The organism is Pantoea sp. Acro-807 (genome assembly GCF_011752675.1).
Taxonomy (GTDB): domain Bacteria; phylum Pseudomonadota; class Gammaproteobacteria; order Enterobacterales; family Enterobacteriaceae; genus Pantoea; species Pantoea eucrina.
Genome location: NZ_VWXE01000006.1, coordinates 39,322 through 65,471 on the forward strand (window position 1 = coordinate 39,322; position 26,150 = coordinate 65,471).

The window sequence follows — 26,150 nt, forward strand, 5'->3', positions numbered from 1 at the left end:
AAGGGCGCCGTAGGGGCGGCATTCATGCCGCCCTGGTATCAGGCGATGTACGGCGTCTCATGCCAGGGGCGCATAAATGCGCCCCCTACAAAACATTGCAGGGGCGCCGTAGGAGCGGCATTAATGCGCCCCCTACAAAACATTGCAGGGGCGCCGTAGGGGCGGCATTAATGCCGCCCTGATATCAGGCAATGCCGCCGCATATCAGGGGCGCCCCCTACAGAACCTCGCTGGTTGATAACAGCGCCCAGCCGCGCGCCTGCCACAGCGCAGGCAGCTGCGCCATATCATCAAACCGCGTCACCAGCGGATGATCAATTGCGGGATTATGCGCATCGGCGCAGTAGTAAAACACCGGAATACCTGCAGCAATGCCGGCGCGAACGCCCGCTTCGGAATCATCCACCAGAATGCAGCGTTCAATCGGCACTTGCATCTGCTCTGCGGCGTGGAACATCAGCTGCGGATCGGGTTTCCATGCCTGAATGTCATAGCCGCTGTACAGGCGCTCGGTAAACCACGGCAGCATGCCGGTAAGACCCAGCGAATGCTGCATTTTCTTTACCGGTCCGTTAGAAACCACGCATACCGGAACACGGATCCGCGCCACCAGCTCCGGTGCACCGCCGATCGGCTGCAGCTCCTGCTCAAACAGGCGCGCGACTTCAATACGATAGGCGTGCTCCACCTCTGCTACCGGCAGCGCCTGATGATACTCTTCGCTGATGTCGCGAATAATGTCGTAAAGCTTCACGCCTTTGTACCGCTCAAACATCTGCTGCAGCGACAGCGTGATGCCGTAGCGCGCAAACGTATTCACATAGCCCTGCGTGCAGAGCATTTCGCTGTCGACCAGCGTGCCGTCACAATCAAAGAACACACACTCCACTGTCATCGCCCACTATCCTTCTGATAACTCTTCAGCTTTTACTCTAGCCTGGATTGCCACAGGCAGCAGCAGGCAACCGGTTGCGAAAATTCCGTGTTTTACCGCAATAAAGCCTATAGGATACGCGGCGATAAATTTTTCAGCGGAACAGCGAAATGAAGACTCAGGGCCTGCTGCAGCGCACGTTTAAACTGCAGGAACACGGGACTACGGTACGCACCGAAGTGATTGCCGGGTTCACCACTTTTCTGACGATGGTTTATATCATCTTTGTTAACCCGCAGATCCTCGGCGCTGCCGGTATGGATACCCAGGCGGTGTTTGTCACTACCTGTCTGATTGCCGCCTTTGGCAGCATCCTGATGGGGCTGATAGCGAACCTGCCGGTTGCGCTGGCACCCGCGATGGGCCTGAACGCCTTTTTCGCATTTGTGGTGGTGGGTGCAATGGGCTACTCCTGGCAGATAGGGATGGGCGCCATTTTCTGGGGTGCGCTGGGGCTGCTGATCCTGACGCTGCTGCGCGTGCGCTACTGGATGATAGCCAATATTCCGCTCTGCCTGCGCACCGGGATCACCGCCGGTATCGGCCTGTTCATCGCGATGATGGGGCTGAAAAATGCCGGCATTATTGTGCCAAACGCGGAGACGCTGGTGGCCGTCGGCGATTTGACGTCGCACAGTGTGCTGCTGGGCGCGCTGGGCTTCTTCATTATCGCTATTCTGGCATCGCGTAATATTCACGCGGCGGTGCTGGTCTCGATTGTGATCACGACCAGCATCGGGCTTGCGCTGGGAGATGTCAGGTTCACCGGTTTCTTTGCGCCGCCGCCGTCAATCTCTGCGGTGGCGGGTGCGGTGGATATCAAAGGCGCATTCAATATCGGTATGGCAGGCGTGATCTTCTCCTTTATGCTGGTCAATCTGTTTGACTCCTCCGGTACGCTGATTGGCGTAACGGATAAAGCGGGTCTGACCGATGAAAAGGGCACCTTTCCCCGTATGAAGCAGGCGCTGTATGTGGACAGCATCAGCTCCGTCACGGGTGCGCTGGCGGGTACGTCATCGGTGACAGCCTATATTGAGAGTTCGTCCGGCGTTGCCATTGGCGGCCGTACCGGGCTGATGGCGGTCATCACCGGGCTGCTGTTCCTGCTGGCAATATTTCTGTCGCCGCTGGCGGCGATGGTGCCGGGCTATGCGGCGGCGGGCGCGCTGATCTATGTCGGTGTACTGATGACGGCATCGCTGTCGCGCGTACGCTGGGACGATCTCACCGAAGCGGTACCGGCCTTTGTCACCGCGGCGATGATGCCGTTTAGTTTCTCGATTACGGAAGGGATCGCGCTGGGCTTTATCGCCTACTGCGTGATGAAGCTGGGCACCGGACGCTGGCGTGAAATTAGCCCCTGCGTGGTGATAGTTGCGCTGCTGTTTGCACTGAAAATCGCGTTTATTGACGCGCACTGACGCTTCAGGTGGCCTGTGCGGCCACCCGATTCAGTGCTGCCGCATCTCCTGCTGCCCGGCCAGGCGTTCGCCGGGCAGACTGGTCAGGCGCAGCGTATGTGAATCCATGTTCGGCTTATTCATTTCAATATCCCGCAGCGCAATCCACTGCTGCTGCGCGTCAATCTCCCACAGTCGCAGATGCCCGGTTCCGGGTGAAAGGGCGCATGACCAGACCAGCGTCGGCTCGGCATCACAGACCGCCTGAATATCGGGAAATAGCGTGGAGCGCAACCGGCCTGATGCCGGATGCAGACGCAGCGAAGAGAGGCCCCGATCTGCTTCACCGGTCAGCTTAAGCACGCTCTGACGTAGCGTCCAGATTTGCGTGGCCGCTTCCATAAAATCCTGCTGTGCATTGATCCACGCCTTTTCACCGGAAGAGAGTTCCTGCATCAGCGCTTCCTGCGTCTGCCGGCTGTGCGCGCGGACAATCTCCATATCCAGTCCGGCACGCCCGCCTTCTTCCGCCAGCAGTACGCCGGTAATATTGCCTGTATAGGAGATGCTGAAATCAGGCAGGTTCGGATCGGCAAAGCAGGGGCGTCCGCTGCTGCTGACGCTCAGCGGTGGCAGCCGATCGATTCCGTGGATACGCAGCATCAGCTGCGCCAGCAGCTCGCGGGCAGCAAGAAAACGCGCGCGCCGCCGGTCGGGCAAACGGGCAGCGCTATCCAGCACATCCGGAGTGATGCGTGAAACCGTTACCGGCAGGGGTGTGGTGCCTGTCCAGCGCACAAAATGACCAGCCATCTGTCGCTCCGTGAAAATGGGCGAATAATCATCAGCGGCATTGTAAGAATTTTCTTAGATGTTTGCATCCGGCTTTCCCGGCAGAGCGATAAATTCAGATAAGACTGAAAATCAGCGCGGGACGAGGCGGGAAAGAGACTCTGCCGGACTGACCGGCAGAGCGCAAACGGGCTGCCAGCTTTCAGGCAAAGGTGGTGGCTTCATCAAAACCGAGTCGCGTCAGGCGCGGATGCAGTTTATCTGCCTCGCCGTAGCCAAGATTGATCAGCATGTTCACCTGCCATTTGCTTTCGCTGAAGAAAGCGGCATTTACTTTGGCGGGATCAAAGCCGGACATCGGACCGGCATCCAGACCGAGCGAACGTGCGGCGAGGATAAGGTAGCCTGCCTGCAGGCTGCTGTTACGAAACGCGGTCTCTTTTGTCAGCTCCGGGCTGCTGGTAAACCAGTTGCGCGCGTCACCAAACGGAAACAGTTTTGGCAGCTGCTCAAAAAACTCCGGATCCCACGCGACAATCACCGTTACCGGCGCCGACATGGTTTTATCCACGTTGCCTGAGGAGAGGGCAGGTTTCAGCCTGGCTTTGCCTTCCGCTGAGGTCACAAATACAAAGCGGCCTGGTGAACAGTTAGCGGAGGTCGGGCCCAGAGCCGTCAGGGTATAAAGCTCCTGCAGCAGCGCCTGTGAAACCGGCTTATCCTGCCAGTGGCTGTGGGTGCGGGCGTCAGTAAACAGCGCATCAAGCGCCGCGCTGTCGAGCGGTGTACTCATGTTTTTCTCCTGTTCAGGCTGCGATGCAGGCCCGATTTTTAGCATGAATAATAGAGGCTGCGCTTAACGCAGCCTCTATCGTTATACTGTAAAGGAGAAAGGGAGCCAAATAACAAAGATGTATGATCGACTGGCAAAGAGCAGTACGCGCTTATTTCCCGCGCATCAGGGGTTCAGCTGAGCTACAGGCATCCCGGCTTATCGGAAATTTATTCCCAGCCCGCTATCAGTCTGGCTGAACGGGCTTTCAGGCCTTCCAGAATGGCGCTGCTGTTGGCATCGGGAAAGCCAGCCGGCAATTGCCGGGTCACACGCTCAATAACAACATCAACAGAGTTAGCCAGTTCTGTCAGGATCTCTTCCATAACAGAACGCTCAAACCCCACAGCTTTCGCCGTTTGGAAAAAATGGCGCGGGAATATCTGCTCAATGGCGTATTTTTTTCCCTTGCTGCTTGTCAGGCCCATAGCGAGCCTGGCGTCTCTTCGATTGATGCCCCGGCCGCCAAACACTGGATAGACAGACAAGATGTCGTAAAAAGGAGTCAGGCGAAAACGCCCTTCCGGTTCAATAAAGACCGAGAAGTTTTTTGCATGGCCATCGGTGGCTGCCAGCAGCCAGAATAATACTTGCGCCTTCATAAAGTGATAACGATCCTGCTCTGCGTTGGCTGAACCCAGCAGAGTTTGCATTATATCGCCTATGCCAGGGCCGCCCTGATTTTCATATTTCCGTGCTGAAGGAACATTTAACACCTGACAAAAATCTTCCTGGGGCAGCCGCATTATCCAGCTACCATCCGAGGCATACCGGCGGTCAAACCGTTTCACAGCCAATGCTTTGATATCATTGATATGCAATATAAAGCAATCAGGGACCGGTAAACCGAACTCTTTTGCCAGTTGCGTGCAGAGAAATTCGTTTTCGACGCTGTCTGACAAGTCGAGACTGTATGAGTGGCTCTCTATCTTGCCGATAGGCAATTTGAGAATATGGGTTGTAGGCGAGGTTCCTCTGGGCTGGCACCAGCAATCATTGCTGAACAGCAAGGCAGTTTTCTCCTGTGCGCCTGCCAGCGATATGCGAAAGTCGTCAATTTCTTCAATCATGCCCAGGGGCGCGGCATCTTTAGGTAGCAGTTGTAGCGCGCCAACAGTATCGGCACCGATTCGTGCCAAAAGGTCGAAGGGCTGGGTTGAGTCTGCGTTATAGCGGGCCAGGATTCGGCCTCTGATCTCCGGGTTATCTGGCAATAGATTATCGAAGAAGTTAAACTTCATTGCCCTGATAAGGCTGTCGCCGCAAGGGCATGGAAAGTGATACAGGACGGCTGCCGGTCTGATTAAGCCAGGCCTCAGCATATTGAAATGCATGAGCACCGGTCCCGGCACGGCTAAAAACACCCACCTTATAGCCATTCATGTAGACATCCAGTTCAGCCATTACCACTCCTCTTTCCAGCCTTCAGAGCTTTGGGTATCGCTGCCTTTGGGTTTCACCTCCAGCTCCAGCTCCAGTGCTGACAATATCCTGAAAAAAGTTTCCAGCCTGCTGTTGCCTGGCTGGAGTTCAAAGCTGGATACGGTGTCCTGGCGAATCCCTACCTTGCTGGCCACTTTTCCCTGAGACAGTTTTTTTGACAGACGAACATCTCGCAGGTGAGCGCTGAGCTGGCTGACATTAATAATCTTCATATCGTGGCATCCTGTTAATCGGATGATTTTAATTTACACGCTTAAGCAGGTAAATCAAAGCTTACACGCTATAGCGTGTAAGAAAATTCATGCATGTTATGGTGGGTAATTAGTTGCTGACTGTTATAAACAGTAGCCAGATTATGGACACCCTGGTCAGGAATCGCTTCTGGAAATATTCAAAAAGCAGACCTTATGGAAATTTAAAAGATTGAGGGGAGGGGGTTACCAGTCGCATATCCAGAAAGACGCCTGATGCAGATACCGTTAGGTATCAGAATCAGGCACGAACATTCAAAATAATATTATTATATTCAATTGTTTATTCTATTTTCAGCTATTTCTCGCCGTATTATTTCCCGATACAGAAGCTGGAGAAGATACGGCCCAGCAGATCGTCAGAGGTAAACTCGCCGGTAATTTCGCTGAGCGCCTGCTGTGCCAGCCGCAGCTCTTCCGCGAGCAGCTCACCCGCCCACGCGCCCAGCAGCTGCGCTTTCCCCTGCTGCAGATGCGTGGCGGCACTCTCCAGCGCCTGCAGATGGCGACGGCGCGCAAGGAATCCGCCTTCTATATTGCCGGCAAAGCCCATGCTCTGTTTCAGATGATCGCGCAGCGTTTCCACACCGTCGCCGGTCCGGGCTGAAAGGCGGATTAGCGCATGGCCGTTCATCTCACTCAGCCCCAGGATCTCACCGGTCATATCCGCTTTGTTACGCACCACGGTAATGGGCAGCGCCGCCGGTAAGCGTGCCACAAAGTCGGGCCAGATAGCCGCCGCTTCGGTAGCGTCCGTTGTGGTGCCATCGACCATAAACAGCACCCGATCGGCCTGTTCAATCTCCTGCCAGGCGCGCTCGATGCCGATGCGCTCGACTTCATCACTGGCTTCGCGCAGTCCGGCGGTATCAATGATATGCAGCGGCATTCCATCAATATGGATATGTTCGCGCAGGACATCGCGCGTGGTGCCGGCAATGTCGGTAACGATAGCCGCTTCGCGTCCCGCCAGCGCATTCAGCAGGCTCGACTTACCTGCATTCGGGCGTCCGGCAATCACCACCTTCATGCCCTCACGCAGCAGGCTGCCCTGACGTGCTTCAGCGCGTACGCCATTCAGGTCGCCGATCACCGCATTAAGCTGCGCTTCAATCTTACCGTCGGAAAGAAAGTCGATCTCCTCATCCGGGAAATCGATAGCGGCCTCAACATAGATGCGCAGGTGGGTCAGCGCCTCCACCAGCGCATTTACGCGCTGTGAAAACACGCCCTGCAGCGAGTTCACTGCCGAGCGCGCCGCCTGTTCCGAGCTGGCATCAATCAGATCGGCAATCGCCTCAGCCTGCGCCAGATCGAGCTTGTCATTCAGAAACGCGCGCTCAGAAAACTCACCTGGCTGCGCAATACGCAGGCCGGGGAGGGCGACAATACGTTTCAGCAGCAGGTCCAGGATAACCGGTCCGCCATGCCCCTGCAGCTCCAGCACATCTTCACCGGTAAAGGAGTTCGGACCCGGAAACCACAGCGCAATGCCCTGATCCAGCACGCTGCCATCTGCATCGGTAAAGGGCAGATAATCGGCATAGCGCGGCTTTGGCAGCTTACCCAGCAGCGCCTGCGCAACGTCTGCTGCCCGGGTGCCTGAGATACGCAGTATACCGACGCCGCCGCGGCCCGGTGGGGTTGCCTGCGCAACGATAGTATCGCTGTGGCTCATGATCGTCCTCTTGCCCGCACTGTGCCGGGCTGAAAAATAGAAAAAAAACAGGGCGACATAAATGCCGCCCCTTGATTATACCTGTTGCTCAGCCGGGCTGAAGGTTACGCTTTCTTCTTATCGCGGCTGTGCAGGCCCCGTTTTTCCAGGCCGCGGTAAATCAGCTGCTGCTGGAGAATGGTGACCAGGTTGCTGACGATGTAGTACAGCACCAGACCTGCCGGGAACCACAGGAAGAAGACGGTAAAGATCACCGGCATGTAGGTCATGATCTTCTGCTGCATCGGATCGGTCACGGTGGTCGGTGACATCTTCTGAATGAAGAACATGGTGATACCCATCAGCACCGGCAGAATGTAGTACGGGTCCTGTGCAGAGAGGTCATGGATCCACAGTACAAACGGTGCGTGACGCAGTTCTACCGAGCCAGAGAGCATATAGTAGAGCGCCAGGAAGATAGGCATCTGAATCACCAGCGGCAGACAGCCACCCAGCGGATTCACTTTCTCCGCTTTGTAGAGCGCCATCATTTCCTGGCTCTGCTTCTGCTTGTCATCGCCCAGACGCTCACGCATCGCCTGAATCTTCGGCTGCAGCATGCGCATCTTAGCCATCGAGGTGTACTGCGCTTTAGTCAGCGGGTACATGATGCCGCGCACGATGAAGGTGATGACGATAATGGAGAAGCCCCAGTTACCGATAAAGCTGTGCAGGAACTTCAGCAGCTTGAACAGTGGCTGAGAGATAAACCACAGCCAGCCGTAATCCACGGTCAGGTCAAGGTGCGGCGCAATCGCAGCCATCTTATCCTGAATTTCCGGGCCGACCCACAGCGTTGCGCCCAGCGTCTGCTGTGCACCTGCACCAACGGTAACCGGCGCTGACTTATAGCCGATCGCCGCTACGCCGTTGCCGAGGTTGCTGGTATACAGGGTGTTATTACCCTGCGTACGTGGCACCCACGCCGTGGCGAAATATTGCTGCAGCATCGCAACCCAGCCGTTGCTGGTGGTGGTGCTCAGATTCTCGTTATCAGCGATGGTGTCGAACTTATATTTTTCATATTTCGCATCGCTGGTGGAGTAGGCGGCACCGCGGAAGGTGTGCAGCGCAAAGTTGTTGCTGCCCGTGTCGCGATGCTTAGGCAGGTCGATGGTCTGCTTCAGCTGGCCAAACATCGCCACTTCCAGCGGCTGCTGTGAGGTGTTATTGATGTTGTAGTCAACGTTAACCGCGAACTCGCCACGCTTGAAGATGAAGGTTTTGGTATAAACCACACCGTTTTCGCCAGTCCAGCTCAGCGGCACACGCAGCTCAGTCTGGCCATCGGCCATGTCGAAGCTATCCTGTGCGGCAGTATAGAGCGGACGCGCGCCATTGTTCGGGTTGTCCGGGCCGTTACGACCGGTCAGGCCGCTCTGCGCCTGATAAACAAATGCCGGCGTGGTTTCCAGCAGCTGGAATGGCGCGTCGGAGCCGAGTTTATCCGGGTAGGTCAGCAGCTGAGCCTGTTCAATATCACCACCGCGCGTGTTGATATTGAGTGACAGGACGTCAGTTTTAACGGTGATCGTTTTGCCCTGACCGCTGGCCGGCACGCCGGAAGTGGCGGCATCACCCGCTGCGCTGCTTGTGTTCTGCGTGGTCTGGGTCTGCTGTGGCTGCGGAGCGTGGTCCGTCTGCCAGGCTTGCCAGATCATAAAAGACACGAACAGAAAAGCGATGAGAAAGAGATTGCGTTGCGAATCCATCGTTAATGTTCTCTGGTATCAAAGGTTTTTGGCGGCACAGGATCGTCGCCACCCGGGTTTAGCGGGTGGCATTTTAATACGCGTTTAATCGTCAACCAACTGCCTTTTATCACGCCGAAACGGCGCAGGGCCTCAATCCCGTACTGCGAACAGGTGGGATGGAACCGACAATGAGGTCCCAGCAGAGGGCTGATAGCGCGTTGATAAACGCGTATCAGTGCGATCAGGAGCCGCGAGCCAGGCGACAGTGACGACGCCATAGTTTCTCCAACGCTTCCATCAGTGCCCGGTTATCGAGGTCAGCAATCCCCTTTTTCGCAACAATAACAAAATCCATCGCAGGCAGTTCATGCTGACGCAGACGAAAACTTTCCCGGGTCAATCGCTTGATCCGGTTACGTTCATGCGCGCGCTTTACATGCTTTTTAGCGACGGTAAGACCGATGCGGGGATGCCCCAGCGAATTGCGGCGGCCGAGGATGGTGATTTGCGGCGTGCCAGCCCGAAGAGGTTGCTGGAAGACGAAAGTGAAATGAGCGGGAGTTAACAAACGTAACTCCCTGGGAAATGCGAGCTGAACCACGAGGGTTAGCTTTTATTACTTAGAAACGGTCAGACGAGAACGGCCTTTAGCACGACGACGTGCCAGAACCTGACGACCATTTTTGGTTGCCATACGAGCACGGAAGCCGTGTGAACGGTTGCGCTTCAGTACGGACGGTTGAAAAGTGCGTTTCATGGCGATTTCTACCTAAACTTGAAAAATTTCACTGGGTGACGCGTTTTCGGGGCAGTAAAGCGACCGACGCCTCAATGTGTCTTTAATAAAGAGGCGGGATTGTAATAATTGTACAGTCCGGAGTCAATTTACTTCGCTGGTCGCGGGACCTGAATACCCGGAAACACCGCGATTCCGGGCATTAATGCACCACGTGCCAATGCCGGGTGGGGAATTATACGGCCTGTAAAGGAAAGCGCAAGGATCGTCCAGGATCTTCTTGCGATCGCACACGCTATCCACAGGAAAAAAAACGCGACGGCGGCTGAAAAATTCGCGTCTGCTGCGCGATCTTCGCTTGCTTTTTTGTCAGAACGGATAAACTGTTCAAAGGTTTTACACCCTGTGGATAAATTGGATCAAAACTGTGTAGAAAGGGAAGATCTCTGGTGCGCTTTGCGCTATGATCCGCCCTTCCGCTGACGATCCTCACTGCGATCGCCGGGGATGACTACCGCAGACAGCGGTCGCAGGCGCTTTCTGACCGCCTGTGTCAAAAAAGACAGTTTCTATTATTAGCGCCTGAAATTCTTATCGATTTTGTACGAGTGGAGTCCGCCGTGTCACTTACGCTTTGGCAACAGTGTCTTGCCCGTTTGCAGGATGAATTACCTGCCACCGAATTCAGCATGTGGATCCGTCCACTGCAGGCTGAATTAAACGACAATACGCTGGCCTTATATGCACCAAATCGGTTTGTACTCGACTGGGTTCGGGATAAATACCTCAACAGTATTAATGGGCTGCTGAACGAATTCTGCGGCGCAAATGTGCCGTTGCTGCGATTTGAAGTGGGTACGCGTCCTATGGCGCAGGTTGCTGCTGCACAGCCGGTTATGACCAGCACCGTCAGCGCGCCGGCACCGGTGGAAACCCGTCCGGCACCGGCACAGCTGCTGCGTCCGAGCTGGGATTCAGTGCCGGCACCTGCGGACGTGACCTATCGCTCGAACGTGAACAACCGCCATAACTTCGACAACTTTGTTGAGGGTAAATCAAACCAGCTGGCGCGCGCGGCGGCACGCCAGGTGGCAGATAATCCTGGTGGTGCCTACAACCCGCTGTTCCTTTATGGCGGCACGGGTCTGGGTAAAACGCACCTGCTGCATGCGGTCGGTAATGGCATTATTGCCCGTAAACCCAACGCCAAAGTGGTCTACATGCACTCAGAGCGGTTTGTGCAGGACATGGTAAAAGCGCTGCAGAACAATGCGATTGAAGAGTTCAAACGCTACTACCGTTCCGTGGACGCGCTGCTGATCGATGATATTCAGTTCTTTGCCAATAAAGAGCGCTCGCAGGAGGAGTTTTTTCACACCTTCAACGCGCTGCTGGAAGGCAATCAGCAGATCATTCTCACCTCTGACCGTTATCCTAAAGAGATTAACGGCGTGGAAGATCGTCTCAAGTCACGCTTTGGCTGGGGTCTGACCGTAGCCATTGAGCCGCCTGAACTGGAAACGCGCGTGGCCATTCTGATGAAAAAAGCAGATGAGAACGATATCCGCCTGCCGGGTGAAGTCGCTTTCTTCATTGCCAAACGTCTGCGTTCCAACGTGCGTGAGCTTGAAGGGGCGCTGAACCGCGTGATCGCGAATGCAAACTTTACCGGACGCGCCATTACCATCGATTTCGTGCGTGAAGCGCTGCGCGATTTGCTGGCGCTGCAGGAGAAGCTGGTTACCATCGACAACATTCAGAAAACCGTAGCGGAATATTACAAAATCAAAGTGGCGGATTTGCTGTCGAAACGCCGGTCGCGCTCTGTGGCGCGGCCGCGTCAAATGGCGATGGCGATGGCAAAAGAGCTGACCAACCATAGTCTGCCAGAAATTGGCGATGCGTTTGGTGGCCGGGACCATACCACCGTGCTGCACGCCTGCCGAAAAATCGAGCAGCTGCGTGAAGAGAGCCACGACATCAAAGAAGATTTCTCTAACCTTATCCGAACATTATCTTCCTGACGCATATGAAATTTATTGTTGAACGTGAGCAGTTGCTGAAACCCCTGCAACAGGTAAGTGGTCCGCTTGGCGGACGTCCGACGCTGCCGATCCTCGGAAATTTGCTGCTGCAGGTAAATGAAGGGTCGTTGTTGCTGACCGGAACCGATCTGGAAATGGAAATGGTAGCGCGCGTGGCGCTGAATCAGGCCCACGAGCCTGGCGCCACCACGGTGCCGGCGCGCAAATTCCTTGATATCTGCCGTGGCCTGCCGGAAGGCGCTGAAATCAGCGTTACGCTGGAAGGCGATCGCATGCTGGTGCGTTCCGGACGCAGTCGTTTTTCACTGTCAACGCTGCCTGCCAGCGATTTTCCTAACCTGGATGACTGGCAAAGCGAGGTTGAATTTACGCTGCCGCAGGCCACGCTGAAGCGGCTGATTGAAGCCACGCAGTTTTCAATGGCGCATCAGGATGTACGTTACTACCTTAACGGTATGCTGTTTGAGACCGAAGGTGAAGAGCTGCGTACCGTTGCAACCGACGGTCACCGTCTGGCGGTCTGCGCCATGCCGATTGGTCAGGCGCTGCCAAACCATTCTGTGATCGTACCGCGTAAAGGGGTCATTGAGCTGGTCCGCCTGCTGGACGGCGGTGAGAACCCGCTGCGCGTGCAGATTGGCAGCAGCAACATTCGGGCGCATGTAGGCGATTTCATCTTCACCTCTAAGCTGGTGGATGGTCGTTTTCCTGACTACCGGCGCGTTCTGCCCAAAAATCCGGACAAGGCGCTGGAGGCGGGCTGCGATCTGCTCAAGCAGGCGTTTGCCCGTGCGGCTATTTTGTCCAATGAGAAATTCCGCGGCGTACGCATCTACATCACTGAAAATCAGCTGAAAATCACGGCAAACAACCCGGAGCAGGAAGAGGCGGAAGAGATGCTGGATGTCTCTTATAGCGGCACCGAGCTGGAGATTGGCTTTAACGTCAGCTACGTACTGGATGTGCTGAATGCGCTGAAGTGCGAGAACGTCCGTCTGCTGCTTACCGACTCTGTTTCCAGCGTACAGATTGAAGACGTAGCCAGTCCAGCTGCGGCATACGTCGTCATGCCGATGAGATTGTAGGGGCGGCATTTATGCCGACCTGACGGATTTTTGCACCACTTCGGGAGCCATTAATGGCTCCCCTACGTTGATCCCCGGAACACGTCATGGCTTTAACCCGCCTTCTGATTAAAGATTTTCGTAATATTGAGCAGGCTGACCTGGACCTCGCACCCGGCTTTAACTTTCTTGTCGGCGCCAACGGCAGCGGTAAAACCAGCGTGCTGGAGGCGATTTATACGCTGGGTCACGGACGGGCGTTTCGCAGCCTGCAGGCGGGGCGGGTGATCCGTCACGAGCAGGAGGCGTTTGTCCTGCACGGGCGTATTGATGGCGGCGGTGAACGCGCGCTGGCGGTGGGGCTGACCAAAAACCGCGCCGGCGACAGCAAGGTGCGGATTGACGGCAGCGACGGGCATAAAGTGGCCGAGCTGGCGCAGCTGCTGCCGATGCAGCTGATTACGCCTGAGGGGTTTACATTGCTCAACGGCGGCCCCAAATACCGCAGAGCCTATATCGACTGGGGCTGTTTTCATGCTTATCCCGGTTTTTTTATCGCCTGGAGCAACCTGCGTCGCCTGCTGAAGCAGCGTAACGCGGCGCTGCGTCAGGCCTCACGCTACAGCCAGATTCGTCCGTGGGATCAGGAGCTGGTGCCGCTGGCCGCGCAGATCAGCGCCTGGCGCGCGGAGTACAGCGCGGCCATCGCCAGCGAGATCACCGCGACCTGCAGCCAGTTTTTGCCTGAGTTTGCCCTGTCATTCTCTTTCCAGCGCGGCTGGGATAAAGAGAGCGACTATGGCGATCTGCTGGAGCGCAATTTTGAGCGCGATCGCGCGCTTACCTACACCGCCAGCGGCCCGCACAAAGCGGATTTCCGCATTCGTGCTGAAGGGACGCCGGTAGAAGATTTACTCTCACGCGGACAGCTGAAGCTGCTGATGTGCGCCCTGCGTTTAGCGCAGGGTGAGTACCTGACGCGCAGCAGCGGACGTCGCTGTTTATACCTGATTGATGACTTCGCATCCGAGCTGGATGACACGCGCCGGCGACTGCTGGCTGAGCGGCTGAAAGCCACGCAGGCTCAGGTGTTTGTCAGCGCTATTGGCACAGAGCATGTAATCGATATGAGCGACGAAAAGGGCAAGATGTTCCGCGTGGAACAGGGTAAAATAGCGGTTCAACCTGAAGATTAAATGAGCGAGAAACGTTGATGTCGAATTCTTATGACTCCTCAAGTATCAAAGTCCTGAAAGGGCTTGATGCGGTACGCAAACGCCCGGGTATGTATATCGGCGATACGGATGACGGCACCGGTCTGCATCACATGGTATTCGAGGTCGTGGATAACGCCATCGACGAAGCGCTCGCCGGACACTGCAGTGACATCGTGGTCACTATCCACGCGGATAACTCCGTGTCGGTGCAGGATGACGGGCGCGGTATTCCAACCGGTATTCACCCGGAAGAGGGTGTCTCGGCGGCGGAAGTGATCATGACCGTTCTGCACGCCGGCGGTAAGTTTGATGACAACTCTTACAAAGTGTCGGGCGGCCTGCACGGCGTTGGCGTTTCCGTGGTTAATGCCCTGTCGCAGAAGCTGGAGCTGACCATTCGTCGCGACGGCAAAGTGCATCAGCAGACCTACGTGCACGGCGTGCCGCAGGCGCCGCTGGCGGTTACCGGCGATACCGAGACGACCGGTACGCGCGTACGCTTCTGGCCAAGCCACGAGACCTTTACCAACGTCACCGATTTTGAATATGAGATTCTTGCCAAACGCCTGCGTGAGCTGTCGTTCCTGAACTCCGGCGTCTCTATTCGCCTGCAGGATAAGCGTGATGACAAGAGCGATCACTACCACTATGAAGGCGGCATCAGGGCGTTTGTGGAGTATCTGAACCGCAACAAAAACCCGATTCACCCTAACGTATTCTATTTCTCTACCGAGAAAGATGGCATCGGTGTGGAAGTGGCGCTGCAGTGGAACGATGGTTTCCAGGAAAACATCTACTGCTTTACCAATAACATTCCGCAGCGCGACGGCGGGACGCATCTCGCCGGTTTCCGTGCGGCGATGACGCGCACGCTCAATGCCTATATGGATAAAGAGGGCTACAGCAAAAAAGCCAAAGTCAGCGCCACCGGTGACGATGCGCGTGAAGGCCTGATTGCCGTGGTTTCCGTGAAAGTGCCGGATCCGAAGTTCTCCTCGCAGACCAAAGATAAGCTGGTCTCCTCCGAAGTAAAATCGGCGGTAGAGCAGCAGATGAATGAGCTGCTGAGCGAATACCTGCTGGAAAACCCGGCGGATGCAAAAATTGTGGTAGGCAAAATCATCGATGCGGCGCGCGCGCGCGAAGCAGCACGCCGTGCGCGTGAGATGACCCGCCGCAAAGGCGCGCTGGATCTGGCCGGCCTGCCGGGCAAGCTGGCAGACTGTCAGGAGCGCGATCCGGCGCTCTCTGAAATCTACCTGGTGGAGGGTGACTCTGCAGGCGGATCGGCGAAGCAGGGGCGTAACCGTAAAAACCAGGCGATTCTGCCGCTGAAGGGTAAAATCCTCAACGTAGAGAAAGCGCGTTTCGATAAAATGCTCTCTTCGCAGGAAGTCGCCACGCTGATCACCGCGCTGGGCTGCGGTATCGGCCGCGATGAGTACAATCCGGATAAGCTGCGCTATCACAGCATCATTATCATGACCGATGCGGACGTCGATGGCTCACATATCCGTACGCTGCTGCTGACCTTCTTCTACCGTCAGATGCCGGAAATCATTGAGCGCGGCCACGTTTACATTGCGCAGCCGCCGCTGTTTAAAGTGAAAAAAGGCAAGCAGGAACAGTATATTAAAGACACCGACGCGATGGATCAGTATCAGATCGCCATCGCGCTGGACGGCGCTACGCTGCACACCAACGCCAGCGCACCGGCGCTGGGCGGTGAGCCGCTGGAGAGCCTGGTCGCGGAGTACAACAGTACGCAGAAGATGATCAAACGCATGGAGCGTCGCTTCCCGGCAGCCCTGCTTAATGCGCTGGTTTACCATCCAACGCTGGCAGGGCTGGATGATACCGCCGCCGTCAGCAGCTGGCTGGAGACGCTGGTGGCGTATCTTAACGAGCGTGAAGCACACGGCAGCACCTATGTGGCACAGGTACGCGAAAATCGTGAGCTGCAGCTGGCTGAGCCGGTACTGCGTGTGCGCACCCACGGTGTGGATACCGACTACCCGCTGGATAGCGAGTTTATCGGTGGCCCGGAGTATCGCAAAATCTGTGCGCTGGGCGAGCAGCTGCGCGGCCTGATTGAAGAGGACGCCTATATCGAGCGTGGCGAACGTCGTCAGCCGGTTGCCAGCTTCGAGCAGGCGATTGAGTGGCTGGTGAAAGAGTCACGCCGCGGTCTCTCCATTCAGCGCTATAAAGGGCTGGGCGAGATGAACCCGGAGCAGCTGTGGGAAACCACCATGGATCCGGACAGCCGCCGTATGCTGCGCGTCACCATCAGGGATGCGATTGCTGCCGATCAGCTCTTCACCACGCTGATGGGCGATGCGGTGGAGCCGCGTCGCGCCTTTATCGAAGAGAACGCGCTGAAAGCCGCTAACATCGATATCTGATACGCTCTGACCCCTCCCGCCCGGGAGGGGTTTTTTATATCTGCAAAGTCCTTTCTCCTGCACCATCCGGCATCTCAACCACCAGGCTCAGCCTGCCGCCCACCGCATCTGCGATCCGCCGCGCCGATAAACTGGTCAATGAGAGCTGAATCGCGCTAGCATGAAAGTCAGACCCTGAATTAACCGAGGACGTTATGGCGATAAAACTGATTGCGATCGATATGGACGGCACGCTGCTGAATCCGCAGCACGAAATCACTCCGGCGGTAAAAACAGCGATTGGGCGCGCGCGCGACAAGGGCGTGTCGATTGTGCTGGCGACCGGCCGCCCGTTTGTCGGCGTTGAGCGCTATCTGATGGAGCTGGATCTGCGCCAGCCGGGTCAGTACTGCATCAGCAATAACGGTGCGCTGGCGCACAAGGCCGATAGCGGTGACGTGGTGGCTGAGAAAACGCTGAGCTTTGATGATTACCTCTATCTTGAGCAGCTGGCGCGCGAACTCGGCGTGCATTTTCAGGCGTTCGACAAATCGTCCCTCTATACCCCCAATAAAGACATCAGCGAATACACCATTCATGAAGCCAGCCTGACCGGTATTCCGGTGCGCTATCGTGCGGTTGAAGAGATGGATCCGGCGACGCGATTCCCGAAAATTATGATGATCGATAAGCCGGCGCTGCTGGATAAAGCGATTGCCAGGCTGCCAGCGCGCATGCAGGAGAGCTACACCGTCCTGAAAAGCGCGCCTTATTTTCTGGAGATCCTCAACCCGCTGGTGAACAAAGGCTATGGCGTGAAGATGCTGGCGGAAAAACTCGGCCTGCAGCAGTCAGAAGTGATGGCGATTGGGGATCAGGAGAACGATCTGGCGATGATTGAGTATGCCGGCACCGGCGTGGCGATGGGTAATGCCATCGACTCAGTGAAAAAGATCGCTCAGTTCGTGACTAAAACCAATATGGAAGATGGCGTTGCGCACGCTATCGAAGAGCTGGTGCTGTAACCCCAGCACGTTTATATGATTCCCGGCACGCTGCGGGAGCCCCGCAGATAATCCCCCTCACCGCGGTATCTCTGTGCCGGTTGTGGAAGGTCGTATGGCCTGCCGCACCGGCATCACCTCCTTCTCAGACCAGCCGCGCGCTTCAGGCTTCCTCATTGCCGTGGTTAAACGCTGACGCTGTGCGCGTCATGACGAGCCGGCAGGGCCTGCCGATCGGTAAAATCCGCATCGATTGTCTGTTTTGTGATCTGAATTGTAGTACGAGATACATATGTAGTACTACAATCGTCCGCAATGGCTCAGGCAGCCGTTAGGTTTCAAACCAGGAACGCAGTAATCTGACGGGCTGATGCCCTTCATATACCGGACTCCCATGACACAACAACAGCTGAGCAAAACAGAGCGCATTATCCATACGCTGGGTGAAGAGATTGTCGCCGGTAAGTATGTGCCGGGTGCGGCGCTGCCCGCAGAAGCAGAGCTGTGCGAACAATTCGGGACCTCACGCAACATCATCCGTGAGGTTTATCGTGCGCTGATCGCAAAGCGCCTGATGGAGATGAAGCGTTACCGCGGTGCGTTCGTGACCCCGCGCAATCAGTGGAATTATCTCGATAGCGATGTATTGCAGTGGGCGCTGGCGCACGATCAGGATCCGCGCCTGATTGCCGCCATGAACGAAGTGCGCGTGCTGGTTGAGCCGCAGATTGCGCGCTGGTCAGCCGAGCGGGCGACCTCAACCGATCTGGCCGCTATCGAACAGGCCTATAACGATATGGTGGCAAACCATCTCGATCGCGAAGCGTTTAACGACGCGGATATTCGCTATCACGAAGCGGTGATGGGCTCGGTACATAATCCGGTGCTGCAGCAGCTTAACGTCGCGATAAGCCAGCTCCAGAAAGCGGTGTTTGCGCAGACGTACATGGCGGACGCCGGCAATATGCCGCGCACATTAGCTGAACATAAAGCGCTGTACGACGCTATTCGTCATCAGGATAGTGACGCCGCGGAACGTGCAGCAAAAGCGATGATTGCCAGCTCCACGGCCCGACTGAGAGAGATTTTGTGACCAGCTATATCGCTATTGACTGGGGCTCAACGAATTTACGCGCCTGGCATTATCAGCAGGGCGTCTGCGTTGATGAACGCCGCTCCCCCGCCGGCATCACGCGCCTCGGCGGGCAGACGCCAGCGCAGGTCTTTGCCAGCGTCACCGCTGGCTGGCCTGTAGATGAGGTGCCGGTGATCATGGCCGGCATGGTCGGCAGCAATGCCGGCTGGCTGTCGGTCCCCTATCTGCCCTGTCCGGCCAGCCTGAATGCGCTGCACGCTCACCTGACGCGTGTGGAGCAAAAAGCATGGATTGTGCCGGGACTAAGCGTTGAACGTGATGATAACTACAACGTGATGCGCGGTGAAGAGACGCAGCTGCTGGGTGCGTTAACGCTGCAGCCGGTAGCGCTGTGTGTAATGCCCGGCACGCATGCCAAATGGGTTCAGCTGGAACAGGATCGGGTGCTGGACTTCCGTACGGTCATGACCGGTGAGTTGCACCATTTACTGCTGCAGCAGTCGCTGATTGGCGCCGGTCTGCCCGAACAGGAGACTTCTCAGACGGCATTTATGCAGGGGGTGGAAAGAGGGTGTCAGGATGCGTCTGTTATTGCCCGCCTGTTTGAAGTGCGCGCGGCGCATGTGCTGGGCGCCCGCGATCGCCGTCATGTCAGTGAGTTTCTTTCCGGCCTGTTAATCGGTCATGAAGTGGCGCTGATGACGCAGCGCATGGCTGCATCACCACAGCCGATCGCCATTATTGGCGGCCACACGCTGGCGCAGCGTTATCAGCAGGCGCTGACGTTTATTAACCGGGATTCAGTTACGCTGGAAGGCGATGTTGCATTCCAGCATGGAATGAGGAGTATTGCGAATGTCCTGGCCCACTAAACTGCCGCTGATTGCTATTCTGCGCGGCATAACACCGGATGAAGCTGAAGCGCACGTCGGTGCGCTCATTGAGGCTGGCTTTGATGCCATCGAAATTCCGCTGAATTCGCCCGACTGGGCGCAAAGCATCGGGGCGATGGTGGCAACGTTTGGCGATAGCGCGCTGATTGGCGCAGGAACGGTGCTGGAAACGGCACAGGTCGACAGGCTGGCCACGCTGAACAGCAGGCTGGTGGTCACGCCCAACACGGATGCGGACGTGATTCGCCAGGCGGTCGCGCAGGGCATGATTGTTGCAGCCGGCTGTGCTACCGCTTCAGAAGCCTTTACCGCTTTAAAGGCGGGGGCGCAGGCGCTGAAAATTTTCCCCTCTTCAGCCTTTGGCCCCGGCTATATCAAAGCGCTGAAAGCGGTCCTGCCGCCGGAAGTCCCGGTGTTTGCCGTTGGCGGCGTTACACCCGAAAATCTGCATGAATTTATGGCTGCAGGCTGCATCGGCGCCGGTCTGGGCAGCGATCTCTATCGCGCCGGCCAGCCGCTGTCACGCACGGCAGAGAAAGCCCGCGCATTTATTGCTGCTTACAAGGACGCTGTACAATGAAAATTACCCGACTCACGACGTATCGTCTGCCGCCGCGCTGGATGTTCCTGAAAATCGAAACCGACGAGGGCATCACCGGCTGGGGTGAACCGGTAATTGAAGGACGCGCCCGCAGCGTCGAAGCAGCGGTGCATGAGCTGTCAGAGTATCTGGTCGGGCAGGATCCGGCGCGCATCAACGACTTATGGCAGGTGATGTACCGCGGCGGCTTTTACCGCGGTGGTCCGATTCTGATGAGTGCCATTGCCGGCATCGATCAGGCGTTGTGGGATATCAAAGGCAAAGCGCTTGGCGTACCGGTATATCAGCTGCTGGGCGGTCTGGTACGCGACAGTATCAAAGCGTATAGCTGGGTAGGCGGCGACCGGCCGGCGGAGGTCATCGATGGCATTCAGAAACTGCGCGCCATCGGGTTTGATACCTTCAAGCTCAACGGCTGCGAAGAGATGGGTATCATCGATAACTCGCGCAAAGTCGACGCGGCGGTCAATACCGTGGCGCAAATCCGCGAAGCGTTCGGCAGCGAGATTGAGTTTGGCCTCGATTTCCACGGCCGCGTCAGCGCGCCGATGGCAAAAGTGCTGATTAAAGAGCTGGAGCCCTATCGTCCGCTGTTTATTGAAGAGCCGGTGCTGGCCGAGCAGGCGGAATACTATCCGCGCCTGGCTGCGCAGACTCACCTGCCGATCGCTGCCGGTGAGCGGATGTTCTCGCGGTTTGAGTTCAAACGCGTGCTGGAAGCGGGCGGGCTGGCCATTCTCCAGCCCGATCTGTCGCACGCTGGCGGCATCACCGAATGCTACAAAATTGCCGCCATGGCAGAGTCGTATGATGTTGCGCTGGCGCCGCACTGTCCGCTGGGCCCGATTGCGCTCGCGGCCTGTCTGCATGTCGACTTCGTATCGCGTAATGCGGTATTCCAGGAGCAGAGCATGGGTATTCACTACAATCAGGGTGCCGAACTGCTCGATTACGTTATTAATAAAGACGATTTTAAAATGGATGATGGCCACTTTTATCCGTCGAATAAACCAGGCCTTGGCGTGGAAATTAACGAAGAGCTGGTGATTGAGCGCAGTAAAAATGCGCCAGACTGGCGTAATCCGCTATGGCGCTTCCCGGACGGCTCTGTGGCTGAATGGTGATCGCTGCTCTGCGGGTGACTGATTAAAATAATCACCCTGCGTCAGGCCGGATTATTCAGGCTGTTGGAAATTTATAAATATTTTAAAAAAAGTGCCGGGTAAATAAGGCTCAGGCTACCCCTCAGCCTTACTGACGGCACGGTATATTTACCGCTACGGCGGATTACATCTGACTATCTTACCCTGCATTGTTTGCGGTGCGCCTTGTTGCGCCCTGCGGACAACATCATGACGGAGAAACACCATGGATCTCTCTGCTGTTCAGGCCAGACCAACGCGGCGGCGTTATATTACGCTGTTAATGATCTTTATTACCGTGGTTATTTGTTATGTGGATCGCGCTAATTTAGCGGTAGCCTCAGCTCATATTCAGGAGGAGTTTGGCATTACCAAAGCGGAAATGGGCTATGTTTTTTCCGCCTTTGCCTGGCTATATACGCTCTGCCAGATCCCCGGAGGCTGGTTTCTCGATCGCGTGGGTTCGCGGCTGACCTATTTTATTGCCATCCTCGGCTGGTCGGTGGCGACATTATTTCAGGGATTTGCCACGGGCTTATTATCGCTGATTAGCTTACGTGCGGTTACCGGTGTATTTGAGGCGCCGGCATTCCCGACAAATAATCGCCTGGTAACCAGCTGGTTTCCGGAGCAGGAGCGTGCGTCTGCCGTTGGCTTCTACACCTCCGGACAGTTTGTCGGACTGGCATTCCTGACGCCGCTGCTGATCTGGATCCAGGAGCTGCTCAGCTGGCACTGGGTGTTTATCATTACCGGCGGAATTGGCATCGTCTGGTCGCTGGTGTGGATCAAAGTGTACCGGGCACCCAGACACAGCAAAGGGATCAATCAGGCCGAGCTGGACTATATTCGCGAAGGTGGCGCAATGGTTGACGGTGATGCGCCGTCAGAGAAAAAAGCACGCACCCGGCTTACAGCTGCCGACTGGAAACTGGTGTTCCACCGTAAACTGTGCGGCGTGTACCTTGGTCAGTTTGCGGTGACCTCAACGCTGTGGTTCTTCCTGACATGGTTCCCTAACTACCTGACCCAGGAAAAGCATATTGCCGCATTAACCGCCGGTTTCATGACAACCGTACCGTTTCTGGCCGCCTTTTTCGGCGTGATCCTGTCTGGTATCGTGGCCGACAGGCTGGTGCGCAGCGGACGCTCAATCGGCTTCGCACGCAAAACGCCGATCATCTGCGGTCTGCTGATCTCTACCTGCATCATGGGTGCTAACTACACCAATGATCCCGTGTGGATTATGGTGCTGATGGCGCTGGCGTTCTTCGGTAACGGTTTCGCCTCAATCACCTGGTCACTGGTATCATCGCTGGCACCGGTTCGTCTGATTGGTCTGACCGGCGGCATGTTCAACTTTATCGGCGGACTTGGCGGTATTACGGTTCCGCTGGTGGTCGGTTATCTGGCGCAGGATTATGGCTTTGCTCCGGCTCTGGTGTATATCTCCGCCGTGGCGCTGGTGGGCGCACTCTCCTATATTCTGCTGGTCGGCGACGTGAAACGCGTTGGCTGATCCGACGAGACGCGCATGGAAGCGCGCATCCCCGCAAAACTGCTGCGCCCCGGCAGGGAATCGCGTACCGTATCAGCATCGGTTATTTGTCAGAGCGTCCCATGTCAGAAAAACAGCTTACCTTTGCGCAGCGTCATCACCAGCTGACCAATATCAACGTCTGGACCGCCGACAGCCAGTGGCTGGCGTTTGATGTGCGCCCCTCCGGCGCCTCTTTTACCGGCCTGACCATTGAGCGGGTTAACGTCTTTACGGGCGCCGTTGAGCTTCTCTATCAGGCGCGCGACGGGGCTCACGTTGGGGTGGTGACCGTAAGCCCCGACCTGCCGCCGCGCTACGTCTTTATTCATGGCCCGGAACATCCTGATGCGCACTGGCATTACGATTTTCACCATCGCCGTGGCGTGATCGTGCAGAATGGCCATGCGGAGACGCTGGACGCCTGCGATATTACCGCGCCCTATACGCCGGGCGCGCTGCGCGGCGGATCGCATGTGCATGTCTTTAGCCCGGACGGCACCCGCCTCAGCTTTACTTACAACGATCATGTGATGCATGAGCGCGACAGCCGCGAGGACCTGCGCAACGTCGGCGTGGCCGTGCCGCTGCATCCGGTCTGTCCGGCTGAAAAACATCCGCGTGAGTATGATGGCAGCCACTACTGCGTGCTGATCAGCCAGACGCAGCGCGACCCGCAGCCCGGCAGCGATGCGATCGATCGCGCTTATGAAGAGTGCTGGATTGGCGATCGCGGCTATCAGAAAGCTGACGGCAGCTGGCAGCGCTGGGCTATCGCCTTTATCGGCGACACGCGCAGCGCCAGCGGGCAGAAGGTGCCGGAGGTGTTTATCGTGGATTTACCGGACGCGCTGGCTGATTACGCCCGTCCCGGCAGCTCGCCGCTGGAGGGCAGCGATACCCGGATGCCGGCACCGCCGGCAGGGGTGCAGCAGCGGCGGCTGACGCATACCCGGGGTCTGGCGCTGCAGCCGCGTCACTGGCTGCGCGCGGCGCCAGACGGCAGCGCGATTGCCTTTCTGCTGGCCGATGAGCAGGACATTATTCAGTTCTGGAGCGTGTCGCCCAACGGCGGTGAGCCGCGGCAGATCACCCGGCTCAGCAGCAGTATCCAGTCTGCGTTCAGCTGGCATCCGCAGGGTGATGCCGTCGCCTTTATCTGTGCCGACCGCGTAATGCGCTGCGAAATGGCAGACGGTCGCTGTACGCCACTGACGCCGGTCACTGCCGCCGCGCTGAGCGGCGACGCAGTGGTCTGGTCGCCGGACGGAAAACAGATCGCCTATATGCGTGAAGTGGAGGGCTGGCGCCAGCTGTTCTGCGTCAGTGCGACGCCGGCATCGCGGCAGCCGTAGCGAGGCTCGCCTGGGTATTGGCCTCTCTTTCACTTTGCAGCACGCGTTCGCGCGGTGAGGAGCTGCGTTTGTCCTCACCGGCGTGGAAGTAGTCCCACGGCAGCAGCAGCGTATCCAGCACGGCAGAGAAGGGCAGATCGATCAGCGCCAGCGGCTTCAGCACCCAGCCCGTGTCATCATCAGTCAGCATTTTGGCACTGGCGCGGGTGCCAGGATAGTAACCCTGACTGCCGCCGGAGTGCGACATCATGCTGGAGCAGCCGGAGGTGGTTATCACACAGCACACCAGCAGGCCGGTCAGCGGAAAACGTTTTATCATCTTCATTGTCATCATCCCTTCAGTCATGGCTGCATCCCTGGCAGCAATATGTCACCTGACGTTATCAGCGCTCTCTGGCTCTGTTTTCAGTGCAGGTGCAGGGTTTCCTGAGTGTATGTCATCTCACCGGTTTTGCTGCAAAAAAATCACGCCGGTGGCCCTTGAAAAGATCGCTACCATACCCATTTTCACATTACGGCCGTATGACTGTTGCCGCATGGGACAGTGCCAGGCCGGACAACCTGTCCATAGTGGAAGGTTGCCAAAACTTGCTGATTATCAGGAGTCTTATTATGCGTAACTTTGATCTCTCTCCACTTTATCGTTCTTCCATCGGTTTCGATCGTCTGTTTAATCTGCTGGAAACCAATCAGAACCAGGCGAACGGAGGCTACCCTCCTTACAATGTCGAACTGGTGGATGAAAACCACTACCGCATTACGATTGCGGTAGCAGGCTTTGCCCAGAATGAGCTGGATATCACCGCCCACGACAATATGCTGGTGGTACGCGGCGCGCACCCTGAAGAGCAGCCGGAGCGCAAATATCTTTATCAGGGCATCGCCGAGCGCAATTTTGAGCGTAAATTCCAGCTGGCCGATCACATCGTGGTGCGCGATGCGCGTCTCGAACTCGGTCTGCTGAGCATCGATCTGGAGCGCATCGTTCCTGAAGAGGCGAAACCGCGCCGGATTGAAATTCTGAAATAAGGCCATCACATAAGCCTTAAGCGCCGCAGCAATGCGGCGTTTTTTTTTTGATCAGATTCAGGCGCGGGAGAGCAGCCGCTGGCTCAGCAGGCCGCCAAAGACATTGATCAGCAGACCGGCAACGATCACCGCTGCGCCCAGCAGCTCCTGCGCGGTCAGTGCTTCATCCAGCACAACGGCCGCGCTGATAATCCCCACCACCGGCACCAGCAGCGTCAGCGGCGCGACGCGCCAGGTTTCATAGCGGCTCAGCAGCCGGCCCCAGATGCCATAACCGATGATAGTAGCGATGAAAGCCAGATAGATCAGCGCCAGAATAGTCTGCAGTGAAATGCCCTGCAGGCTGTGCACGATGAGCGCGCTGCCTTCAAACCACCAGGAGCAGATGAAAAAGGGAATAACCGGCACCAGCGCGCTCCACACCACCAGCGACATCACCGGTACGCGGTGATTGCGCAGAATGATTTTATTGGTGATATTGCCCAGCCCCCAGGAGGCCGCCGCCGCCAGCGTCAGCAGCATGGTTGTCAGGGTAATGCCGCCTACCGTCTGGCCCGCCATACCGGCGCTGGCGAGCAGATACATCCCCAGGGTCGCAATCACGATGCCGGTAATATGATTCCAGCGCAGCTTCTCAGCCAGCAGCAGCGCGCCCAGCAGCAGCGTGAAGAACGCCTGCGCCTGCAGCACCAGCGACGCTACCCCGGCGGGCATGCCAAGCTTGATGGCTAAAAACAGGAAGGCAAACTGCCCGAAGCTGATCGTCATGCCATAGATGACCAGCCAGCGCAGCGGAATAGCCGGACGCTTTACAAACAGCAGGGCCGGAAACGCCACCAGGGCAAAACGCAGTCCCGCCAGCAGAAAAGGCGGCATGCCCTGCAGCCCGAGTTTGATCACCACAAAATTGACGCCCCACGCCACAACGACGCACAGCGCTAACAGCATATCTTTCACGGACATAAGGGCTTCCTGTTCTCA

25 protein-coding genes and 1 pseudogene are annotated in these 26,150 nt (G+C 56.7%); 13 read left to right on the forward strand and 13 right to left on the reverse strand.

Features of this window, described 5'->3' with window-relative positions; all coding sequences use genetic code 11:
• Nucleotides 1–217 precede the first annotated feature (217 nt).
• Nucleotides 218–895: a 6-phosphogluconate phosphatase gene (gene yieH / locus F3J39_RS14265; protein WP_094111672.1), complete on the reverse strand. Its 678-nt coding sequence runs from the start codon at nt 893–895 to the stop codon at nt 218–220.
• A 149-nt stretch (nt 896–1,044) separates the two neighbouring features.
• Between yieH and F3J39_RS14270 the strand changes: the two genes are divergently transcribed.
• Complete coding sequence (locus tag F3J39_RS14270; RefSeq protein WP_166714341.1) at nt 1,045–2,358, forward strand: NCS2 family permease; 1,314 nt, start codon at nt 1,045–1,047, stop codon at nt 2,356–2,358.
• Between the two features lie 30 nt (nt 2,359–2,388).
• On the opposite strand, the gene F3J39_RS14275 is transcribed toward F3J39_RS14270, so the two are convergent.
• The 10 genes and pseudogenes from F3J39_RS14275 to rpmH all read right to left on the reverse strand — a co-directional run bounded on the left by F3J39_RS14275 (nt 2,389) and on the right by rpmH (nt 9,823).
• The gene (locus F3J39_RS14275) at nt 2,389–3,150 is read right to left on the reverse strand and encodes a 4'-phosphopantetheinyl transferase superfamily protein (RefSeq protein ID WP_166714342.1); all 762 of its coding nucleotides are present in this window, start codon (nt 3,148–3,150) and stop codon (nt 2,389–2,391) included.
• Nucleotides 3,151–3,331: 181 nt separating this feature from the next.
• Entirely contained in the window at nt 3,332–3,922 is a 591-nt protein-coding gene (locus F3J39_RS14280; protein WP_039381472.1) for a malonic semialdehyde reductase, read from the reverse strand.
• Between the two features lie 209 nt (nt 3,923–4,131).
• Complete coding sequence (locus F3J39_RS14285) at nt 4,132–5,031, reverse strand: HipA domain-containing protein (protein ID WP_348769946.1); 900 nt, start codon at nt 5,029–5,031, stop codon at nt 4,132–4,134.
• Between the two features lie 87 nt (nt 5,032–5,118).
• Nucleotides 5,119–5,365, reverse strand: a pseudogene (locus F3J39_RS18995) (HipA N-terminal domain-containing protein); the annotation flags it as partial.
• Nucleotides 5,365–5,616 carry a helix-turn-helix domain-containing protein gene (locus F3J39_RS14290; protein ID WP_104085888.1) on the reverse strand — a complete coding sequence of 84 codons (252 nt, stop codon included), beginning with the start codon at nt 5,614–5,616 and terminating at the stop codon, nt 5,365–5,367. The gene F3J39_RS14290 and the pseudogene F3J39_RS18995, both read right to left, overlap by 1 nt.
• Before the next feature lie 352 nt (nt 5,617–5,968).
• On the reverse strand, nt 5,969–7,333 hold the full coding sequence (mnmE, locus tag F3J39_RS14295; protein WP_071668253.1) for a tRNA uridine-5-carboxymethylaminomethyl(34) synthesis GTPase MnmE: 1,365 nt from the start codon (nt 7,331–7,333) through the stop codon (nt 5,969–5,971).
• A 104-nt stretch (nt 7,334–7,437) separates the two neighbouring features.
• Nucleotides 7,438–9,084 carry a membrane protein insertase YidC gene (gene yidC / locus F3J39_RS14300; RefSeq protein ID WP_065647883.1) on the reverse strand — a complete coding sequence of 549 codons (1,647 nt, stop codon included), beginning with the start codon at nt 9,082–9,084 and terminating at the stop codon, nt 7,438–7,440.
• 2 nt (nt 9,085–9,086) lie between these two features.
• On the reverse strand, nt 9,087–9,344 hold the full coding sequence (gene yidD, locus F3J39_RS14305; RefSeq protein ID WP_071668252.1) for a membrane protein insertion efficiency factor YidD: 258 nt from the start codon (nt 9,342–9,344) through the stop codon (nt 9,087–9,089).
• Nucleotides 9,308–9,667 carry a ribonuclease P protein component gene (rnpA, locus tag F3J39_RS14310; protein ID WP_071668251.1) on the reverse strand — a complete coding sequence of 120 codons (360 nt, stop codon included), beginning with the start codon at nt 9,665–9,667 and terminating at the stop codon, nt 9,308–9,310. The genes yidD and rnpA overlap by 37 nt, the downstream gene beginning before the upstream one ends.
• 15 nt (nt 9,668–9,682) lie before the next feature.
• The gene (rpmH, locus tag F3J39_RS14315) at nt 9,683–9,823 is read right to left on the reverse strand and encodes a 50S ribosomal protein L34 (protein ID WP_003849659.1); all 141 of its coding nucleotides are present in this window, start codon (nt 9,821–9,823) and stop codon (nt 9,683–9,685) included.
• 599 nt (nt 9,824–10,422) lie between these two features.
• Between rpmH and dnaA the strand changes: the two genes are divergently transcribed.
• The 11 genes from dnaA to F3J39_RS14370 all read left to right on the forward strand — a co-directional run bounded on the left by dnaA (nt 10,423) and on the right by F3J39_RS14370 (nt 24,140).
• Nucleotides 10,423–11,826, forward strand: coding sequence for a chromosomal replication initiator protein DnaA (gene dnaA / locus F3J39_RS14320; protein ID WP_145339783.1), 1,404 nt, complete (start codon nt 10,423–10,425; stop codon nt 11,824–11,826).
• A 5-nt stretch (nt 11,827–11,831) separates the two neighbouring features.
• Nucleotides 11,832–12,932 (forward strand): DNA polymerase III subunit beta, encoded by a 1,101-nt coding sequence (dnaN, locus tag F3J39_RS14325; protein ID WP_039381494.1) that lies wholly within the window; start codon nt 11,832–11,834, stop codon nt 12,930–12,932.
• An 86-nt stretch (nt 12,933–13,018) separates the two neighbouring features.
• On the forward strand, nt 13,019–14,107 hold the full coding sequence (recF, locus tag F3J39_RS14330) for a DNA replication/repair protein RecF (RefSeq protein WP_071668250.1): 1,089 nt from the start codon (nt 13,019–13,021) through the stop codon (nt 14,105–14,107).
• A 17-nt stretch (nt 14,108–14,124) separates the two neighbouring features.
• Nucleotides 14,125–16,533 carry a DNA topoisomerase (ATP-hydrolyzing) subunit B gene (gene gyrB / locus F3J39_RS14335; RefSeq protein WP_039381501.1) on the forward strand — a complete coding sequence of 803 codons (2,409 nt, stop codon included), beginning with the start codon at nt 14,125–14,127 and terminating at the stop codon, nt 16,531–16,533.
• 194 nt (nt 16,534–16,727) lie between these two features.
• The gene (yidA, locus tag F3J39_RS14340; RefSeq protein WP_039381505.1) at nt 16,728–17,537 is read left to right on the forward strand and encodes a sugar-phosphatase; all 810 of its coding nucleotides are present in this window, start codon (nt 16,728–16,730) and stop codon (nt 17,535–17,537) included.
• Between the two features lie 373 nt (nt 17,538–17,910).
• Nucleotides 17,911–18,609: a FadR/GntR family transcriptional regulator gene (locus F3J39_RS14345; protein ID WP_039381509.1), complete on the forward strand. Its 699-nt coding sequence runs from the start codon at nt 17,911–17,913 to the stop codon at nt 18,607–18,609.
• Nucleotides 18,606–19,484: a 2-dehydro-3-deoxygalactonokinase gene (locus tag F3J39_RS14350; protein ID WP_094111681.1), complete on the forward strand. Its 879-nt coding sequence runs from the start codon at nt 18,606–18,608 to the stop codon at nt 19,482–19,484. The genes F3J39_RS14345 and F3J39_RS14350 overlap by 4 nt, the downstream gene beginning before the upstream one ends.
• Nucleotides 19,468–20,085: a 2-dehydro-3-deoxy-6-phosphogalactonate aldolase gene (locus F3J39_RS14355; protein ID WP_039381515.1), complete on the forward strand. Its 618-nt coding sequence runs from the start codon at nt 19,468–19,470 to the stop codon at nt 20,083–20,085. Before F3J39_RS14350 ends, F3J39_RS14355 begins: the two co-directional genes overlap by 17 nt.
• The gene (gene dgoD / locus F3J39_RS14360) at nt 20,082–21,230 is read left to right on the forward strand and encodes a galactonate dehydratase (RefSeq protein WP_039381519.1); all 1,149 of its coding nucleotides are present in this window, start codon (nt 20,082–20,084) and stop codon (nt 21,228–21,230) included. Before F3J39_RS14355 ends, dgoD begins: the two co-directional genes overlap by 4 nt.
• A gap of 244 nt (nt 21,231–21,474) precedes the next feature.
• A complete protein-coding gene (locus F3J39_RS14365; RefSeq protein ID WP_104085883.1) occupies nt 21,475–22,767 on the forward strand; it encodes an MFS transporter in 1,293 nt (430 codons plus the stop codon).
• Nucleotides 22,768–22,868: 101 nt separating this feature from the next.
• Nucleotides 22,869–24,140, forward strand: coding sequence for a DUF3748 domain-containing protein (locus F3J39_RS14370; RefSeq protein WP_104085882.1), 1,272 nt, complete (start codon nt 22,869–22,871; stop codon nt 24,138–24,140).
• Here the strand turns inward: F3J39_RS14370 and F3J39_RS14375 are convergent.
• On the reverse strand, nt 24,109–24,465 hold the full coding sequence (locus F3J39_RS14375) for a YceK/YidQ family lipoprotein (RefSeq protein WP_223811800.1): 357 nt from the start codon (nt 24,463–24,465) through the stop codon (nt 24,109–24,111). The two genes, F3J39_RS14370 and F3J39_RS14375, sit on opposite strands and share 32 nt — an antisense overlap.
• 287 nt (nt 24,466–24,752) lie before the next feature.
• On the opposite strand from F3J39_RS14375, the gene ibpA reads away from it, so the two are divergent.
• Complete coding sequence (gene ibpA, locus F3J39_RS14380) at nt 24,753–25,169, forward strand: small heat shock chaperone IbpA (RefSeq protein WP_039381531.1); 417 nt, start codon at nt 24,753–24,755, stop codon at nt 25,167–25,169.
• A 57-nt stretch (nt 25,170–25,226) separates the two neighbouring features.
• Here the strand turns inward: ibpA and F3J39_RS14385 are convergent, their stop codons facing one another.
• The gene (locus F3J39_RS14385) at nt 25,227–26,132 is read right to left on the reverse strand and encodes an EamA family transporter (RefSeq protein WP_104085881.1); all 906 of its coding nucleotides are present in this window, start codon (nt 26,130–26,132) and stop codon (nt 25,227–25,229) included.
• Between the last annotated feature and the right edge of the window lie 18 nt (nt 26,133–26,150).